The sequence below is a fragment of the Janthinobacterium sp. SUN176 genome (assembly GCF_030587335.1).
Classification (GTDB): domain Bacteria; phylum Pseudomonadota; class Gammaproteobacteria; order Burkholderiales; family Burkholderiaceae_D; genus Janthinobacterium; species Janthinobacterium kumbetense.
The window spans coordinates 1,058,497-1,078,825 of record NZ_JAPWIA010000001.1; the positions used below are offsets into that span (position 1 = coordinate 1,058,497).

1 protein-coding gene is annotated in these 20,329 nt (G+C 61.1%); it reads left to right on the forward strand.

What is annotated here, in order from left to right; translation table 11 throughout:
* Positions 1-94: 94 nt before the first annotated feature.
* Entirely contained in the window at positions 95-20,329 is a 20,235-nt protein-coding gene (locus tag O3299_RS04890; RefSeq protein ID WP_305061620.1) for a hemagglutinin repeat-containing protein, read from the forward strand.

The following is a 20,329-nucleotide window of genomic DNA, read 5'->3' on the forward strand; positions in this document are numbered from 1 at the left end:
ATGTAGTTACGTAGTTTTAAAGAATTAAGTCACTAAACGCAGCCATCCGCCAGACGTTTTCCTTTCCCTGTATTTGGCCGCTATTAGGACTTTCATGAACAAGAACCTGTACCGCATCATCTTCAACAAACGCCGTGGCCAATTGATGGTCGTCGCCGAAAACGCTTCCTCGCAAGGCAAGGCGACCAAGGGCGAAGGCAGCTTGATGAATGGAGTGCTTGACGGCGATGGCGGTGGCGGGGTCAATGCCAAATTGCGGCCCCTGGCCTTGGCGATATTTGGCGCGCTGGGCATGGTGAGTTTTGTCGCCGGGCCAGCCATGGGGCAGATCGTGGCCGATCCGAACGCGCCGGGCCGCCAGCGTCCGACCGTGGTGCAAAGCGCGAACGGCGTGACACAGGTCAACATCCAGACGCCGAGCGCGGCGGGCGTGTCGCGCAATACCTACAGCCAGTTCGACGTGACGGCGAATGGCGCCATCCTCAACAACAGCCGCGGCAACGTGCAGACGCAGACGGGCGGCTGGGTGCAAGGCAATCCATGGCTGGCCGGCGGCAGCGCGCGTGTGATATTGAACGAAGTCAACTCGGCCAACCCGAGCCAGCTGCGCGGTTATGTCGAGGTGGCCGGGCAGCGGGCCGAGGTCGTCATCGCCAACCCGGCCGGCGTGGCCATCGACGGCGGCGGTTTCATCAATGCCAGCCGGGTCACGCTGACGACGGGCACGCCGATCCTCAACGGCGGCAACCTGGATGGCTACATGGTGCAGCGCGGCGTGGTCAGCATCAACGGGCGTGGACTGGACACGTCGCTGAGCGACTACACGGCCATCCTGGCGCGCGCCGCACAGATCAATGGCGGCATCTGGGCGCAGGAATTGAAAGTGGTGACGGGCGCGAACCAGATCGATGCGGCGCATGGCGTGGCGGGCGGTATTGCTGGCGTGGGGCCGGCACCTGCCTACGCGCTGGACGTGGCGCAACTGGGCGGCATGTACGCGGGCAAGATCACCCTGATCGGCACGGAAGCGGGCCTGGGCGTGCGCAATGCGGGCGTCTTGGCGGCCACGGCGGGTAATCTGGTGCTGCAATCGAATGGCTGGCTGAGCAATAGCGGCAATATCCAGTCCGCCGGCAGCGGCAGCCAGACGAGCATTGCCGTGACGGGCGACGTGGCCAACAGCGGCACCGTGTATGCGGGTGGCGACAGCCTGGTGCAGGCGCAGGGCAACATTGCCAACAGCGGCGTGATCGCGGCCCAGGGCAATGCCAAGGTGCATGCCACGGGGGCGGCGGCGCGCATCGATGCCACTGCCGGCTCGGTGCTGGCGGCTGGTTTGAATCTGGACAATACCTTGGCCGCCAGCGGCAAGCTGAGCGTTTCTGCTGGCGACACCATTGCCATGCATGGCACGGCCGTGGCTGGCGGCGACAGCAGCCTGGCGGCGCGCCAGCTGGACCTTGCTGGGGCGCAGGTTTCTGGCGGGAACGTTAGCCTGGGCGCCAGCGCCGGCGACCTCGATGCCAGCCGCGCGCAGGTCACTGCCCGCGACCGCCTGCAACTGGACGCTGCGCACACCGTGCGCAGCGATGCGGCGCAACTGGTGGGCCAGCAATTGGGCGTGAACGCGCACGACCTGTCGAACGTGGGCGGCCAGATCATGCAACTGGGCAACAGTGATCTGGCCATCCGCTTGCCGGGTGCACTGGACAATACGCGCGGCGTCATCGCCACGAATAGCCAGGCCTTGCGTCTGCATGCTGCCAGCCTGAGTAATCAGGATGGGCAAATCCAGCATGCGGGCACGGGCGCGCTGGAGATCGGCGCAGCGCAAGTCAACTTGCAGCGCGGCAGCATCCTCAGCAATGGCGCCATGGCGCTGACGGGCGAGCACATCGACCACCGCGATGCGCGCACGGTGGCGGGGCAGCTCAGCATCGACGCTGCTACCCTGGACAACCGGGGTGGCAGCCTGGCGCAGAGCGGCCAGGGCGCGACCGGTGTGCACGTGCGCGGCGGGTTGGATAACCGTGGTGGTGCGCTGGAAAGCAATGGCGCTTTGAGCGTGCAGGCGGGCAATGTACAAAATCAGAAGGGCCGTATCGTCTCGGGCACGGATGTGGCGCTGTCGACAGGCGCGCTGGACAATACCGAGGCGACCCTGGCGGCGGGGCGCACATTGCGCCTCGACAGCGGCGACGTCGACAATACGCGCGGCCAGATCCAGGCAGTGGCGGGCGATGCGGCCTTGACGGTGGCAAAGCTGAACAATACGGCCGGCAGCGTGTTTGCCGGTGGCAACCTTGCCACCCGGGCCAGTGAAGTGCTCAATAGCGGCAACCTGTATGCGGCCGGTAGCCAGGCGCTGCAGGTGAGCGGCGCCGTCAGCAACAGCGGCGTCATTGCCGCGCAAGGCGAGAACCGCATCGACGCCAACCGCATCGACAGCACCGCCGGCAGCTTGCTGGGCGCCGGCATCCGCGCCGACGGCAGTCTGGCCGGCAGCGGCCAGTTGCAACTGACGGCCACGCAAGCGATCGCGGCCCACGGCCAGAACCTGGCCGCCGGCAAGACCAGCATGCATGCTGCCGCCATCGACCTGAGCGGCAGCCAGACGGGCGGCGCGGCCATCGAGTTGCATGCCGGTACTGGCAATATCGTCACCGATAACGCGCTGGTGACGACCACGGGCTTGCTGTCCGTGGCGGCGGACGGCAGCGGCCAGGCGCTGTCGAACGTGCGCGGCACCCTGAGCGCGGGCCAGTTGGATATCACAACGGGATCGCTCGACAACCGCGGCGGCACCTTGATCCAGACGGGCACTGGCGACACGGTATTAACAGGCAGCACCCTGGACAACACGGGCGGACGCATCGCCGTCAACAGCGCCAAGCTGGCGCTGACTGCGGAAACTGTGACTAATCGCGACGGCAGCATCGAGCACGCGGGCACGGGCAGCCTGAGCATCGACGCGGTGCGTTTCGACGACGAACGGGGCAGGGTGACGGGCAATGGTTTAGTTGATATCCAGGCGGAAACGATCGATCACCGTCATGCCGTCACGTCCGGGCAGCAGGTCACCGTGCAGGCCGACAATCTGGACAACCGCGACGGTACCCTGCAGCAGACGGGGCCAGGACAGATGCGCGTGGACGTGGCGCAGACCCTGAACAATACGCGCGGCAACATCGCGGGCAATGGCGGCGTGCAAGTGCAGGCTGCTGTGGTGGACAACAGCAAGGGCCGTATCACGTCCGCTGCCTCGGCGACTATTGTCAGCAAAGGGGCGCTGAACAATACGGATGGCGTGATCGCGGCCACGCAGGCGCTGCAGTTGACGGGTATTGGGTTCGACAACACGCGTGGCGTATTGCAGGCGGACAATTTACATCTTGACGCGGCGACCTTGCTGAACCAGCAAGGCACGGTCAGCGCCGGTTCGGACCTGACGGCGCGCCTCAGCGCAGACTTGAGCAACACCGGTCTGCTGTACGCGGGCCGCAACCAGCAACTGACGGTAGGCGGTGTGCTGAACAACAGCGGTTCCATCGCCTCCGTTGGTAGCACCACTATATCTGCTGCAAAGGTCACCAGCAGCGGCTTGCTCGGCGCCGGTTTGAAAGCGGACGGTAGCCTGGGCACGGCGGGCGATCTCACCATCAACGCGGATGGTGTTTTGCAAGCAAGCGGCCAGAACCTGGCGGCGGGTAGTACTGTGCTGATGGGCGACAATGTGGACTTGTCGGGCAGCCAGACGGGGGCAAGCAACATCGCCATCACCGCGCGCAGCGGCGACGTATTGACGAACAAGGCCGTGATTTCCGCCAGCAATCTGCTGGCTATTACCGTCAATGCGGCCAATGGCCAAGCCTTGGTGAACAGCCAGGGCCAGTTGGTAGGTGGGCAGTTGCAGCTGAACGTGGCGAATGTGAACAACGCCAGCGGCGAGATCGTGCAGACTGGCACAGGCGACACCGTCATCACCACAGGCAAGTTGGACAACACGGCCGGCCGTATCGCCGTCAACAGCGCGAACCTGGCTTTGAACGCCACGGTATTGACGAACATCAATGGCAAGCTGGAGCACGCAGGCGCCGGCATTCTGGCCATCAACGCGGGCCAGTTCAACAACCAGTACGGCAAGATCACGGGCAATGGCAAGCTTGACATCACTGCCGCCGCCTTCGACCACCGCAATGCGACGACGGTGGCCAATCAGCTGACCGTCAACGCCGGCAGCCTGGACAACCGCGCCGGCAGCCTGGCGCAAACGGGTACAGGTTTGATGAGCCTCAATGCCGCCGGCTCGCTGGACAACACGGGCGGCAAGATCGAGGGCAATGGCGACGCGCTGGTGAAGGCAGCAACCTTGCTGAACAGCACGGGCCGCTTCGTGGCGGCGCAGGATGCCACGTTGAATGTAGATCGTCTGGACAATACGGAAGGGATCGTGGCCGCAGGGCGCAACCTGGCATTGAGCGGTGCTGACATCGACAATACCAAGGGCCAGTTGCAGGCCGTGGCCGGCAACGCCACCTTGACCGTGGCGAACTTGAACAATGCGGCAGGCAACGTGTTTGCCGGCGGCAATCTGAGCACCACGCTCGATACCTTGAACAACACGGGCAGCCTGTATGCGGCCGGAAATCAATCCCTGACCGCAACAGGCGCCATCGTCAACACGGGCGTCATCGCGGCGCAGGGCGATACCAGCATCACGGCGAATAGCTTCGACAGCAGTGCGAGCAGCCTGATCGGCGCCGGTATCCAGGCCGATGGCAAGCTGGGCACGGTTGGCGGCCTGACGATCGACACCGCGCAAGCGCTGAATGCACGCGGCCAGATTTTGGCGGCCGGTAATGCCAATCTGACAGGCGCCACGCTCGACATCAGTGGCAGTCAGGCCAGCGCGGCGAACATCGGCTTGACGGCAATAACGGGTGACGTCAGTACAAGCAAGGCGGTGGTGACGACTGCGGGAACGTTAAATGTCACGAGCAATGCCACCTTGCACAACACGGACGGTACTTTGCAGGCGGCCCAGCTCGACCTGTATGTGGCAAACCTGGACAACGCCAAGGGGACGTTGCTGCAAACGGGTACGGGTAACACCGTCATCCAGACCGGCAATCTGGACAACACGGCTGGCCGCATCGCCGTCAACAGCACGAACTTGAATATCGATGCCGCCAAGGTCACGAACCAGGATGGCAAGATCGAGCATGCGGGCACGGGGACGCTGAATGTGCAGGCGGGCGTGCTGGACAACAACAAGGGCCGCATCACATCGGCAGCGGCAGCCTCTGTCATCAGCAAAGGTGTACTGAACAATACCGATGGCGTGATGGCAGCGACTGCCGACTTGCAGGTGGGCGGTATTGCACTGGATAACACCCGAGGCATATTGCAAGCGGACAATTTACGTCTGGATGCCGCTACCTTGCTGAACCAGCAAGGCACGCTCAGCGCCGGCACGGACTTGACGGCGAAAGTGAGCGGTGACCTGAACAACGCTGGCCTGCTGTACGCGGGCCGTAACCAGCAATGGACGGTGGGCGGCGTGCTGAATAACACGGGGTCGATCGCCTCCGTCAACAACACCCATATTTCCGCTGGCAAAGTGACCAGCAGCGGCTTGCTGGGCGCTGGCATCAAGGCGGACGGTAGCCTGGGCACGGCAGGCGATCTGACCATCCATGCCGATGGCGTCTTGCAGGCGACCGGGCAGAACCTGGCGGTGGGCAGCGCTCAGTTGAAAGGTGGATCGGCCGATTTGTCGGGCAGCCAGACTGGCGCAGCAAATATCGCCATCACTGCAAATACTGGCGATGTAGTGACAAACAAGGCGGTGATTTCCGCCAGTAGCGTGCTGGCCATCACGGCCAATGCAAATAACGCCCAGTCACTGGTGAATACCCAGGGCCAGCTGGTAGGTGGACAGTTGCAGCTGAACGTGGCCAACCTGAACAACGCCAGCGGGGAGATCGTGCAGACGGGCACGGGCGATACCGTTATCACCACGGCCAAGCTGGACAACACGGCCGGCCGTATCGCTGTCAACAGCGCGAACCTGGCTTTGAACGCCACGATATTGACGAACATCAATGGCAAGCTGGAGCACGCGGGCGCGGGCATCCTGGCCATCAACGCAGGCCAGTTCAACAACCAGTTCGGCAAGATCACGGGCAACGGTAAAGTGGATCTCACCGCTGCGACCTTGGACCATCGCAATGCCATGACCGTGGCCAATCAGCTGACGGTGACGGCGGGCAGTCTGGACAACCGCAGCGGCAGCCTGGCGCAAACGGGTACAGGTTTGATGAACGTCAATGCGACTGGTTTGTTGGACAATACGGGCGGCAAGATCGAAGGCAATGGCGATGCGCTGGTAAAGGCCACTACCTTGCTGAACAACAAGGGCCGCATCGTGGCGGCGCAGGATGCTGAGCTTGCAGTGGGTAGCCTGGACAATACGGATGGTACGGTGGCTGCCGGCCGCAACCTGGCATTGAGCGGTGCTGACATCGACAATACCAAGGGCCAGTTACAGGCCGTGGCGGGCGATGCGACCTTGAATGTTGCGACCTTGAATAATACGACAGGCAGCGTGTTCGCTGGCGGTAACCTCAGCGCTACGCTCGATACCTTGAATAACAGCGGAAGCCTGTATGCGGCTGGTAACCAGACCTTGACCGCCAGCGGCACCATCATTAACACGGGCGTGATCGCGGCACAAGGCAACACCAGCCTCACGGCAAAGACCCTCGACAGCAGCGCAAGCAGCCTCATCGGCGCCGGCATGCAGGCCGATGGCAAGCTGGGTACGGCTGGTGACTTGACCATCAACACCGCGCAAACGTTGGCTGCACACGGCCAGAACCTGGCGGCGGGCAAGGCGACCCTGACCGGCGCCAGCATCGACATCGGCGGCAGCCAGACCAGCGCGGCGAACATCGGCCTGACGGCCACTCAGGGCGATGTTGCCACGAACAAGGCGGTGGTGATGACGCCAGGCGCGCTCAACATCACGACGAGCGCCACCTTGCACAACATGGACGGTACCTTGCAGGCGGGCCAACTCGACCTGCAAGTGGGCAATCTGGACAACGCCAAGGGCACTATCTTGCAGACGGGCACGGGTGACACGGCCATCGTCACCGGCAATCTGGACAACACAGCAGGCCGCATCGCCGTCAACAGCACGAACTTGAATGTCGATGCCGTCAAGCTCACGAACCAGGATGGCAAGATCGAGCATGCGGGCACGGGGACGCTGAATGTGCAGGCGGGTGTGCTGGACAACAACAAGGGCCGCATCACGTCGTCGGCAGCAGCTTCTGTCATCAGCGAAGGTGTGCTGAACAATACGGATGGCGTGATCGCCGCCACCACCAATCTGCAGGTTGGCGGCACTGCACTGGACAACACGCGCGGCGTATTGCAGGCGGACAATTTACATCTTGAGGTGGCGGCCTTGCTGAACCAGCAGGGGACGGTCAGCGCTGGCATGGACCTGACGGCGAAAGTGAGTGGTGATTTGAATAACGCTGGCCTGCTGTATGCGGGCCGCAACCAGCAACTGACGGTGGGTGGTTTGCTGAACAATAGCGGGTCGATTGCCTCCGTGAATAACACGACGATTACCGCTGGCAAAGTGACCAGCAGCGGCTTGCTGGGTGCCGGCGTGAAAGCGGACGGCAGCCTGGGTACGGCAGGCGACTTGACCATCCATGCCGATGGCGTGTTGCAAGCGAGCGGGCAGAACCTGGCGGCGGGCAGCGCTCAGTTGAAAGGTACATCGGTCGATTTGTCGGATAGCCAGACGGGCGCAGCGAATATCGCCATCACGGCAAATACTGGCGATGTCGTGACGAACAAGGCGGTGATTTCCGCCAGCAACGTGCTGGCCATCACGGCCAACGCGCATAACGCGCAGTCACTGGTAAATACGCAGGGCCAGCTGGTGGCCGGCCAGTTGCAACTGAGCGTGGCCAACCTGAACAACGCCAGCGGGGAGATCGTGCAGACGGGCACGGGCGATACCGTTATCACCACGGCCAAGCTGGACAACACGGCGGGTCGTATCGCCGTCAACAGCGCTAACCTGGCTTTGAACGCCACGGTATTGACGAACATCAATGGCAAGCTGGAGCACGCGGGAGTGGGCGTGCTGGCTATCAACGCGGGCCAGTTCAACAACCAGTTCGGCAAGATTACGGGCAACGGCAAAGTGGACCTCACCGCTGCGACCTTGGACCACCGCAATGCCACCACCGTGGCCAATCAGCTGACGGTGAACGCGGGCAGCCTGGACAACCGTGCCGGCAGCCTGGCGCAAACGGGTACAGGTTTGATGAATGTCAATGCGACTGGTTTGCTGGACAACACGGGCGGCAATATCGAAGGCAATGGCGATGCTCTGGTGAAAGCAGGTACGTTGTTGAACAACAAGGGCCACATCGTGGCGGCACAGGATGCCAAGTTGAACATCGGTAGCCTGGATAACACGGAAGGCACGGTGGCGGCGGGGCGCAATCTGGCATTGACCGGTGGCGATATCGACAATACCAAGGGCCAGTTGCAGGCCGTGGCGGGCGATGCGACCTTGAGCGTTGGCAAGCTGAACAACAACGCGGGCAGCGTGTTTGCCGGCGCCAACCTGAACGCCACCCTGGCGAGCCTGAACAACACCGGCAGCCTGTACGCCGCCGGCAACCAGACCTTGACCGCCAGCGGCGCCATTGTCAACACGGGCGTGATCGCGGCGCAAGGCAACAACAGCATCACTGCAAAGACTATCGACAGCGGCGCAAGCAGCCTGATCGGCGCCGGTATGCAGGCCGATGGCAAGTTGGGCACGGCTGGCGACCTGACCATCAAAACCGCGCAAACGCTGGCCGCGCATGGCCAGAACCTGGCGGCGGGCAATGCCAATCTCACCGGAGCCAATGTGGATCTGTCTGGCAGCCAGACCAGCGCCGCCAACATCGGCCTGACGGCAACCCAGGGCGATGTCAGCACGAACAAGGCGGTGGTGATGACGCCAGGCGCGCTCAACATCACAACGAGCGCCAACCTGCACAACGCGGAAGGCACATTGCAGGCGGGCCAGCTCGACTTGCATGTGGGCAACCTGGACAACACCAAGGGCAGCGTCATCCAGACGGGCTCGGGCGATACCGTCATCCAGACGGGCAAACTGGACAACAGCGCCGGTCGCATCGCCGTCAATAGCGCGAATCTGACCCTGGGCACTGCCAGCTTGACGAATGCGGGCGGCAAGATCGAGCATGCGGGCAGCGGCACCTTGGCCATCACGGCAGCCACCTTGCAGGGCGCAGGCGGCAGCATCATCGGCAATGGCGCCGTCGATCTGAAGGCAGGCTTGTTCGACCACGCCAACGCCACTACCACGGGACGGTCCCTGAACGTGCAGGCCGAGAGCCTGAGCAACCGGGGCGGCCATCTGCTGCAGACGGGCGCGGGGGGTATGACAGTGGCCGTGACCGGCCAACTGGACAACGCAAATGGCGAAATCGCTGGCAACGGCACCTTGTCGGTGCAGACCGGCAGCCTTGACAACACCAAAGGCAAGATCACCTCGGCCACATCCGCCGACATCGCCAGCACTGGCGCGCTCGTCAATACCGATGGCGTGATCGCGGCGGCGACCGATTTGCACTTGGGCGGCGCCATCGACAATACGCGCGGCTTGCTGCAGGCGGGGACCGGCGCCTTGCGCCTGGATGCGGCCAGCCTGCGCAATGCGCAAGGCACGCTCAGCGCGGCCACGGATATCACCGCCAAAGTCGTCGGTGATGTGCTTAACGCTGGCGTGTTGTATGCGGGGCGCAACCAGACTCTGGATATCGGCGGCTTGCTCAGCAATACAGGCTCGCTGGCAGCCCTGGGCAGTACGACAATCACGGCGGGCAGTCTGGGCGGCAACGGGTTATTGGCGGCCGGCATGCGCGCCGATGGCAGCTTTGCCGCGGCCGGTGACCTGACCGTGACGGCCCGTGGTGCCATGCAAGCTGGCGGCCAGAACATGGCGGCCGGTCAGCTGCAGCTGACGGGCGCATCGGTCGACGCGGGCGGCAGCCAGACCAGCGCGACGAATATCGGTTTGACTGCCTTGACGGGCAATGTGACGACCAGCAAGGCGGTCGTGTCGACGAATGGTCTATTGAGCATCACGGCGAATGCCGCCAACGGGCAGGCACTGGTCAACCAGGGCGGCAGCTTGAGCGCTGGGCAATTGGCCCTGCGCGTTGCCAACCTGGACAACGCCAAAGGCACCTTGATACAGACGGGTGCTGGCGACACGCTCATCGAAACAGGCAAGCTGGACAATACGGGCGGGCGCATCGCCGTCAACAGCGCCAACCTGCGCCTGCAGGGGGGCGACTTGACGAATATCGACGGCAAGATCGAGCATGCCGGCAAGGGCGTGCTGGAGATCCGTGCAACGAATCTGTACGGCCAGCGGGGCCAGCTGACGGGCAATGGCGCGTTGCAGGTGGCGGCCAATTACATCGATCACCGCAACGCCAGCCTGCTGGCGCAGCAGGTGAACGTCTCCGCCGGCATCCTCGACAATCGCCAGGGACAGATCACGCAGCTGGGCACGAGCGCGGCAACAGTGCTGGCCAGCACGCGCCTGGACAATAGCGGCGGCAAGATTGAAGCGAACGGCAATGTGCGCGTGGAAACGGGCGAGTTGCTCAATGAGCATGGCCGTATTGCGTCTGCGCAAGATGTCAATGTGGTGGCGACGGGCAAGCTGGACAATACTAGCGGCGTGATCATTGCCGGGCGCGACCTGACGTTGGCCGGTGGCAAGGTGGACAATACACTGGGTCAGCTGCAGGCGGCGGGCGGCAATGCGCAATTGACGATGGACGAGCTGCTCAACGCACAGGGCAGTATCGTTGCCAGCGGCAATCTGACGACGACGGCGGGCAGCGTGCGCAACAGCGGCAGCCTGTTTGCCGGCACAGAACAAACGCTCACCGTGACGGGCGCGCTGGAAAATGCCGGCGTGATCCTGGCCCAGGGCAACAACACGATCAGTGCCAACAGCGTCAACAGCGGCGCGGCCAGCCTGATCGGCGCGGGCGTGAAAGCCGATGGCAGCCTGCAGACGAGCGGCAACTTGCAGGTCACGGCACAACAGGCATTGGGAGCGCATGGGCAAGTGTTGGCGGCAGGCAATGCCGTCCTGCGCGGCGGCAGTGTCGACCTCGGCGGCAGCCGCAGCAGCGCCGGCAATATCAGCCTGACGGCGACAAGCGGTGATGTCAGCACCAGCGGTGCCGTGGTCACTACGCCGGGCGCCTTGACGATTACATCTGGACAGGCAAGCTGGAACAACCAGCGCGGCGACATCAGCGCCGGCCAACTTGCCGTCACAGCCGGCAACCTGAACAACCAGCAAGGCAGCATCGTACAGACGGGTGCCGGCAATACGGCCATCGACTTGACATCGCCAGCAGGCGTGCTGGACAACACGGGCGGGCGCATCGCCGTCAACAGCGCGAACCTGGGCCTGAAAGCGGGTACGCTGACGAATACGGATGGCAAGATCGAACACGCGGGCAGCGGTACCTTGAGCCTGCAAGCCGCGCAGTTGAACGACCTGCGCGGACAGATCACGGGCAATGGCGCCCTGGTCGTCACGGCCGGCGCCATTGACCACCGCAACGCCAGTACCATCGCGCAACAAGTGAGCGTGACGGGCACGACCCTGGACAATGCGGGCGGCAACCTGACGCAGCTGGGCAAGGGCGACACCAGCATTCAATTGACGACCAGCCTGGACAATCGCGGCGGCACGATTGCCAGCAACGGCAACACGACGATTGTTGCACCGACCCTCAACAATCAGGGCGGCAAGCTGCAGGCGGCCGGCACGTCCAACCTGACGGTGACTGCAAGCAATGTGCTCGACAACCGCCATGGCGGCGCCATCGCCGGCGGCGGCAATGTCGTGCTGGGTGCCGGAAATCTGCTAAACCAGGGCGGCAGCGCCACGGCGGGCGGGCAGCTGAATGCAAATGTGGTGCAGGCATTGAACAATGCGGGCGGCTTGCTGGCCGCCACGGGCAATATGACCGTGAACGCGGCTAGCGTCGACAACAGCGCCGGGGGTAAGCTGGCCTCGGTACAAGGCCTGTTGGCGGTCACGTCCACGGGCGCCACCGTCAACAATGGCGGCACTCTGCAAGCGGGCGGCGATATCATCCTGCGCAATGGCGGCCTGTGGAACGGGCAAGGCACCATTGCCGGCGCGAACGTCACGCTCGACACGCATGGCCAGGTCTTCAACAATACGCAGGGCACCCTGGTGGGCGCAGGCACCGTCAACTTGCAGACGGGCATCCTGGACAACGATGGCGGCTTGCTGCAATCGGGCGGCGCCATGACCATCGACACGCACGGCAACGCTTTACTCAACACCAATGCGGGCGCGTACGCCGTGCGCCATCCGGGCAGCGCGGGCGGCATCAGCAGCGGCGCAGGATTGACTCTGCAAACGGGCAGCTGGAACAATGCGGGCGGCTATCTGGGCGTGGCCGGCAACATCATGGGCAGCGTGGGCCAGCTGGATAACCGTGGCGGCCAGCTCGTCGGCAAGTCGGCGCTGGACCTGACCCTGAGCGGCTTGCAAAACCAGGGCGGGCAAATCCAGGTGCTGGGCAATATCGGCCTGAACGCGGGTGGCGGCAGTATTAATAACCAGCAAGGCTTGATCCGCTCCGGCGCAGCCGTCACGCTGACGGGCGGCGCGATCGACAATGCCAGCACCCTGGGCGCGAACCAGGGCATCGAAGGCATCCATGTGACCCTGAACAGTGCCAATGTCAGCAATGTGCAGGGCGCGGTGCGCGCCGATGGCAACCTGGCGATCAACAGTGCAGGCATTATCAACAACACCCTGGGCATGCTCAGCGCCGGCAGCACGCTGGCGCTGCAGGACACGGGCCCTGGCCGGGGACTGGCCGTGACCAACTCGGGCGGCACCATTATCGGCGGCCAGCGCACCGATATCCGCGCGGGCAGCCTGAGCGGCGATGGCAAGGTGCTGTCGCAGAAGGATATGGCGCTGGACCTGGCCGGCAACTTTACGCTGAACGCAGGCGCCGAGATCATGGCCAACGGCAATGCGGATATCACCATCGGCGGGCAGTTGGCCAATGCCGGGAAAATCCAGGCGCTCAGCATGCTGACCCTGGGCGCGGCCAATTTCGACAATGCCAGCACGGGCGACATCAATGCGGGCACGACGCGCGTCAACGTCGGCGGCGTGCTGAACAACCGGGGCGTGATCGACGGCATCAGCACGCAACTGAACGTGGGCACGCTGAACAACGTCGGCACGGGCCGCATCTATGGCGACCATCTGAGCATAGCAGGCGGCACCGTCAACAATAACGTGGAAGGCGGCGTGGCGGCCACCATCGCGGCGCGCGAGCGGCTCGATATCGGCGTCACCACACTCAACAACCGCGAGCACGGCCTGATCTTCAGTGGCGGTGACATGGCCATCGGTGGCTACCTGGACGGCAACCGCATCGCCACGGGCTGGGCGGGAACGGTGACGAATGCCAGCGCGACGATCGAGGCGCTGGGGAGCTTGAACCTGGGTGCGAGTCAGGTGAATGTACTCAATAACCATCTGGTTTTTGAGGAAGGGCGGATGACGACGGAGACGATATCTGAGTATCAAGGAAAAGGAAGTGATATCTGGTATACAGAGGGCACGTTAGGTTTGGATATTTTTGCTCTTCCAGACGACCCCAAGGATACTAGCTTATTTATGAATGCACCTGATGGCAGGGGCTATTCCGTTTTCACAAAGCGTGAACTGACTCGCACAAGCTATGAGAGTGTTGTCGTTAGTTCTGATCCAGGGAGAATTATTGCAAGCAATAATTTGAAAATTAGCTCAAGTGCCATTGTGAATGACAATAGTCATATCATTGCAGGTGGTACTTTGGATATGGATAGGGCGATTCTCAATAATAAGACGACGAAGGGGCAGAAAACTGTACATGAGAAAGGAAAAATGACAGTTTTCAAACCGGTTATTGGATTTGAGCATAGAACAGTGACGGCGAAAATTGATACACCCATAGACCGGACTGTAACTGAGCCCTCCAGTTCTGCCAGCACATCACGCAATGAAGGAAATGCCAATACCGGCGGCCAGGGCACAAAACCAGGCAGTGCCGTCAAAAACGGCGTTGGTGGTGCGGCGGAACGCATAGGCGGTGCGGAAACGCATGTGCGCACTTCGGCTTTTTCTACGGAGGCAACAGAAATCCGGAAAGCCGATGTCAGCGGTCAAGGAACTAATCGTGTCGATGGCGGCAGTGTTGTCCAAAAGACTGACCGCGCTGGCAATCCCGTCACCGATGCGGCTGTTGGCGTCACGCCAGGCAGCAAGCTTGATGGCGCGACAGGCATCGCTGCAGATACAGGGACGTCACTGAACCACGTGTCGACAGGCGCGGCAGGTAGCGTTGCCGCACAGGGCGCCGCCACGGTGTCGGGCGCTCATGGTGCGACGGGCAGCACGCGTACGGGTGATGCGGCCCGTACTGTTGCCGTTGACACGGTATCCGGCGCTCACGTTGCTGCGGCCAGCGGTGCCGGCCAGCATGGCGCAGGCGTTGATGCGGCCTTGCTGTCTCGCTCGTCTGTGGGGGCGGTCACGGCCGTGTCGAGCGGCAAGGGGCCGGGCGGCGCGGCCCATGGTGGCGTCCTTGGCCAAGCTGGAGAGCTTGGGGCGGTGAATGCTGCCCAGTTGAGTGGCATTGCCGGCAGCCACGCCAGCTCGCATACAGGCCTTGGTCCCGTCGCCGGGGCCGGCATTGCGGCAGATCAAGTGCAGGGCAAGGGCGGACCGGGCGGTATTGCCGATGCCGCCAAGCTTGGCCGGGCCGGCGAAATTGCAACGCTGGCGCCGACTGCGCTGGCCGGTGTCAACGGCGCGCAAGCAAGCACCGGAACCGGATTGAATCCGCTGAAAGACGTGGCTATCGCAGCCTCGACAGGCAGTGCGGCACACGCTGGCGCCGTCGGTGGAGTGGGGCAGGTGCGCATGAATGGCATTACCCAGGTGAAACTGGGCAACCCATCCACGCGTGCCCAAGTGGTGCGGACCACGGGGTCATCGCTGCAGATTCCGAACGCCAGCCTGTATAAGGTGAGCTCTGCGCCATCGTCCCGCTATCTGGTGGAAACCGACCCCCGCTTTGCCAGCTACCGCGAATGGACGGGTTCCGACTATCTGCTCAACCAGGTAAAAAACGATCCCTCCGTGACGCAAAAGCGCCTGGGCGACGGTTTTTATGAGCAGCGCCTGGTGCGCGAGCAAGTCGCAGAGTTGACAGGGCAGCGTTTCGTCGGCGATTACACCAGTGACGAACAGCAGTACAAGGCACTGATGGATCAAGGTGTCGCGTTTGCCAAGCAATGGGACCTTCGTCCCGGTATTGCGCTGACAGCGGAGCAAATGGCGGGGCTGACCAGCGATATCGTCTGGCTGGTGGAGCAGGACGTCGTGCTGGCCGACGGCAGTACGCAAAAAGTGCTGGCGCCGCAAGTGTATGTGCGCGTGCGTGAGGGCGATATCGATGGCCAGGGCGGATTGTTGGCCGGCAAGGAAGTCAATCTGAATCTCGAAGGCGATTTGACCAATAGCGGTACGATCGCCGGACGCACGATCGTCAAGCTGAATGCCGAAAATATCGACAACCTGGGCGGGCGCATTACTGGCGACGCCATTTCGGCCCATGCCAGGAATGACCTGAACAACATCAGCGGCACCATTTCTGCCAATAGCGAGCTGCAAGTCAGTGCGGGAAGGGATATCAACGTGAAGACGTCCACGCTGACGTCCAGCGGCGGCGATGGCAAAAACAGCTTCAGTCGTACCACCCTGGATAATCTGGCGGGCCTGTATGTCACAGGCAATGGCACGGCCGGCAGCGGCAATCTGCTGGTATCTGCGGGGCGCGACGTGACTATCGCGGGTGCATCCGTCGTGAATACGGATGCCGGTGGCGGCATTGGCATCGCAGCTGGCCGTGATATTGCCGTCACGACAGTGAACAGCGGTAGTGAGTTCACGTTGGCAGGTCCTGGGAAGCGGCATATGACCGATACGTCCAGCAAAGAAACCGCCAGCACGATTGCATCTGCCGGCGATATTCGCCTGAGTGCCGGTGACAATATCCAGCTGAAAGCGGCAAATGTCCAGGCAGCGGAAACGCTGCAGCTGTCTGCGGAACGCAATATCGACATTTCTACGGCACGGGATACAGAAACGCGTCAAAGCTGGTATGGCAACAGCTCGACCAAAGGCACTAGCCAAGGCAGCGAGCTGGGCGGCAAGCAGATCGTCATGCTGGCCGGCAATGACATTAATAATACTGGCGGCCAGGTGATCGCGACAGACAAGCTCATTGCAAGCGCGGGACGAGACATCAACATCGTCACGACCACTGTCAGCAACGCCAGTTCTAAATGGGCAGGCAACAGCGAGACCAGCACCGTCGTCGACAAGGTGGCGGGCCTGTATGTGACCGGCACGGGTGAAGGCAATACGCTGGTCGCCCAGGCGGGCCGTGATATGACGCTGACCGGTGGCGTCATCGCCAATGCGGGCGCAAATGGCCAGACCAGCTTGGTCGCAGGTAATAACCTGACTCTCAATACCGTCACCGTCGCCTCGACGCACGACCAAGTGCGCAACGCGGACAATTACCGCAAAGAAAGCAAGACAGGCGAAGTGGGCAGCCAGATCATGGGTGCCGGCAACGTCAATTTGCAGGCGGGCCATGATCTGACGGCGCGCGCGGCCGATGTGCAGGCGGGCGGGGCGCTGGGATTGGTGGCGGGCAATGACATCAGCCTGGTGAATGGTTTCCAGAACGAAGTGACCGATGTTGCCAGCAAATCGACGAAGAAGGGTTTCTGGAACAAGACTACCACCACCAAACATGATGTGGTCGATACCACCACGGCCATCGGCACTTCGCTTGGCGGCAGCAGCGTGACGGTGCAGGCCGGGCATGATCTGCAAGTTACGGGTTCGAGTATCTTGAGCGACGATGCGACGCGATTACTCGCAGGTAACAACATCACGATCGATGCGGCCACCAATACGGTATACGAACTGCATCACACGAGTACCAAGAAAAGCGGTTTCATGAGCAGTGGCGGCATTGGCTTCAGCTATGGCACCAAGACCACGACGGTGGATCAGGAGCGGGACGCCACCTTGCAAAGCGGCGAGGCGCGCAGTTCGATCGGCGCCACAGGCGGTGCATTGACGATGGTTGCCGGCAATAACGTGACGATAGGCGGCAGCGATATTCTTGCCGCCACCGATCTCGATATCATCGGCAAGAGCGTCACCATCAAGCCGGGCCAGGACAATGAGAAGGGCAAGTTTGAAGTCAAGACGACGCAGGATGGTTTGACCCTGGCTCTGGGCGGCAGCGTGATCAGCGCCATCCAGACCCTGCAAACCATGAGCACGGCGGCCAGCACGGCCAAGGATGGCCGTGTCACAGCGATGGCGGCGGCCACGGCGGCCATGGCCGCCAAGGACGCTGCCAAGGACATGATGAAGGAAGGCGGTCCAAGCATCAGCATCAGCCTGACGGCGGGCCATTCGGAAAGCATCCAGACGCAAAATACGGCTAGCACCACGCATAGCGGCAGCGTGTTGACAGGCAACAATATCAACATCACGGCCCTGGGCGGCGGCAAGGATAGCAACATCAATATCCTGGGCAGCGACCTGAACGCGAAGAATGATATCCGCCTGCATGCCGACAATAACGTCAATCTGCTGGCCGCGCAGGATACGGAAAGCCAGCACAGCAAGAGCTCAAGTATCAGCGCTTCCGTCGGCGTGAAGGCGATCGTGAGCACACAAGGCACCTCGTTCGGCTTCACGGCCAGCGTCAGCGGCAGCAAGGGGCATGAGGACGGTGACGGCACGACGCAACTCAATACGCATGTGAATGCGGGCGACAAGCTGGTGATCAGTAGCGGTGGCGATACCAACATCAAGGGCGCCGTGGCCAGCGCCAACCAGGTGATTGCCGACATCAAGGGCAATCTGAACCTGGAAAGCTTGCAAGACCTGGCCAAGTTCGACAGCAAGAGCCAGAGCATTTCCGCCAGCGGTACGGTGGGCATTGGTGCCAGCTTCAGCGGCAGCTATAGCCAGAGCAACATGCACAACGACTATGCCAGCGTACAGGAGCAAAGCGGCATCAGGGCAGGCAACGGCGGCTTCCAGATCAAGGTGGGCGGCAATACGGACTTGAAGGGAGCCGTCATCAGTGCCACGGAGGCGGGCAAGCTGAACAGCAGTTTGATCACCGCGACCCTGACGCATAGCGACATTGCCAACCATGCGATATCGAAGGGTAGCAGTGTGGGTGTTTCGGGCGGTTTTTCGGTAGCGGGCAAGGAGACCGAAGAGAATAAGAATTTGACCAATGTTGGCGGTAAAGGCGGCACCACCGCAGGCCTGCCTGCCATTGTCGCGCTCAGCGAGAACGCTAGTAGTACTACGCGTAGCGGCATCAGTGGCGGCACTCTGGTCATCACCGATGATGCGGCTCAGCGTGCAGCGACGGGCAAGGGAGCGGATGAAGCTATCTCCGATCTGAACCGCGATGTAACGACTGGAGTGGATTCCAGCGGTAAGATTGGCAATAATTTTGACAAGGCAGCGCTGCAGGCGACGATGGAGGTGACGGCGGCGTTTGCGGCAGCTGCTGCAGAGAAGCTGGGGACCTATGCTTCCGATAAGCTGAAAGAAGCGACTGCATTGGCAGATGAAGCATATAAGCTTCGAGAAACCGATCCTGAAAGAAGCGCAGAGTTAACGCGTCAAAGTGTTGAGTTAACAGAGAATTGGAAAGAGGATGGACTCGCGCGTGTTGCCTTGCACACGGCAATTGGCGGGCTTGCCGGTGGCGCCAATGGTGCTTTGGGCGCAGGCGCGGCGGCGTTGTCGACTGATAGCATCGCTAAGGAGCTGAAGCAACTTGATATGCCTGAAACGCTGCGTGATGCGTTGACGCTGGCGGCGGGTGCTGCGGTGGGCGCCGCTGCTGGTGGGGCGACGGGAGCGGCGACCGCGGCAAATGAGGTGGCGAATAATTATCTGAAACACAAAGAAATTCTCGAACTTAGCGCCATATCAAAAGCATGTTCCAAGGATCCGAAAGGGAGTGGCTGTGATAAAGAAAGAGAAAAGCAGTTGCAAGCAAGCAGTGCTGAGCGGGATGCGAAGCTGGAGAGTTGTAAGTCAGATACAAGTGCCCAATGTCAGGCACTCAGAACGGAGCTTCGTTTGGCTGTTGATGAAATCGACAGGCTAGGTGGTGGGTATCGTGATAGCGTATATTTGCAGGAGAAAAAAAATGCGAAGGCAGAATTATTTGGAAAGAATATTTCCGATACATATAGAATAAAAGCCACAAGTTATCGTGAAATGAGTGAGGTAAAATTACCTTTTTTAATTGCATTGATTAATGATCCTCGCCCTGAATATGCCGCTGTCGCTACACAACTTGAACGTTATGCAAAAGCAGCAGAGGGGGATAAGAGAGCAATTGCGGAAACAATAATTATTGATGTCATTGCACCAATCGCAGGTGGAAAAGCTATTGCGAGTAATAATCGTGGCCCGAAGCCGGGGCAGGGCAGGGAGGTATTTCAGGCCGAAGCTGTATTAGAGACGAAACCTGCAACCGTTGGAGTCCGACCTCATGTTCCAGTGGGAGATGAGCCTTATGCTGGTGCTAAAGGAATTTCAGATGGAGGAATGGCCCATCCAGTATCGGTGGTGCAGAGTCGGCCAAGTATAGATATTTCAAGCGGGCAAAACATAACAGATCGTGGGACGTTGTTGAATTTATATCCAGATCATGCAGTAGTAGCTCAATTTCCTGTGAGGAATTTATTGCAAGACGAAAGTGGACGTTATTGGTTGAAAAGTCCTGAAGGTAAAAAAATAACACCATCTGGATCGTATGATTTTGTTACTTTGCCGAATGGTGAAATTAAAGTGACAAGGCCAAATAGCAATCCCGATTTCTCCACGCACCTTGGTTTAAGTGGTGGAGGTGAGGTTAATTTTGCTGGATCCATTCGGTTCTTTAATAATATGGGGCCTAATCGAGGTGCAATTAGCAACTGGACAGACAGATCTGGTCATTATAAACCTCCAGCTACGTTGATTGATAATGCTGGATTGCCAAAAAATGTATTTAACTCCAAAGGGGGAAGGTAA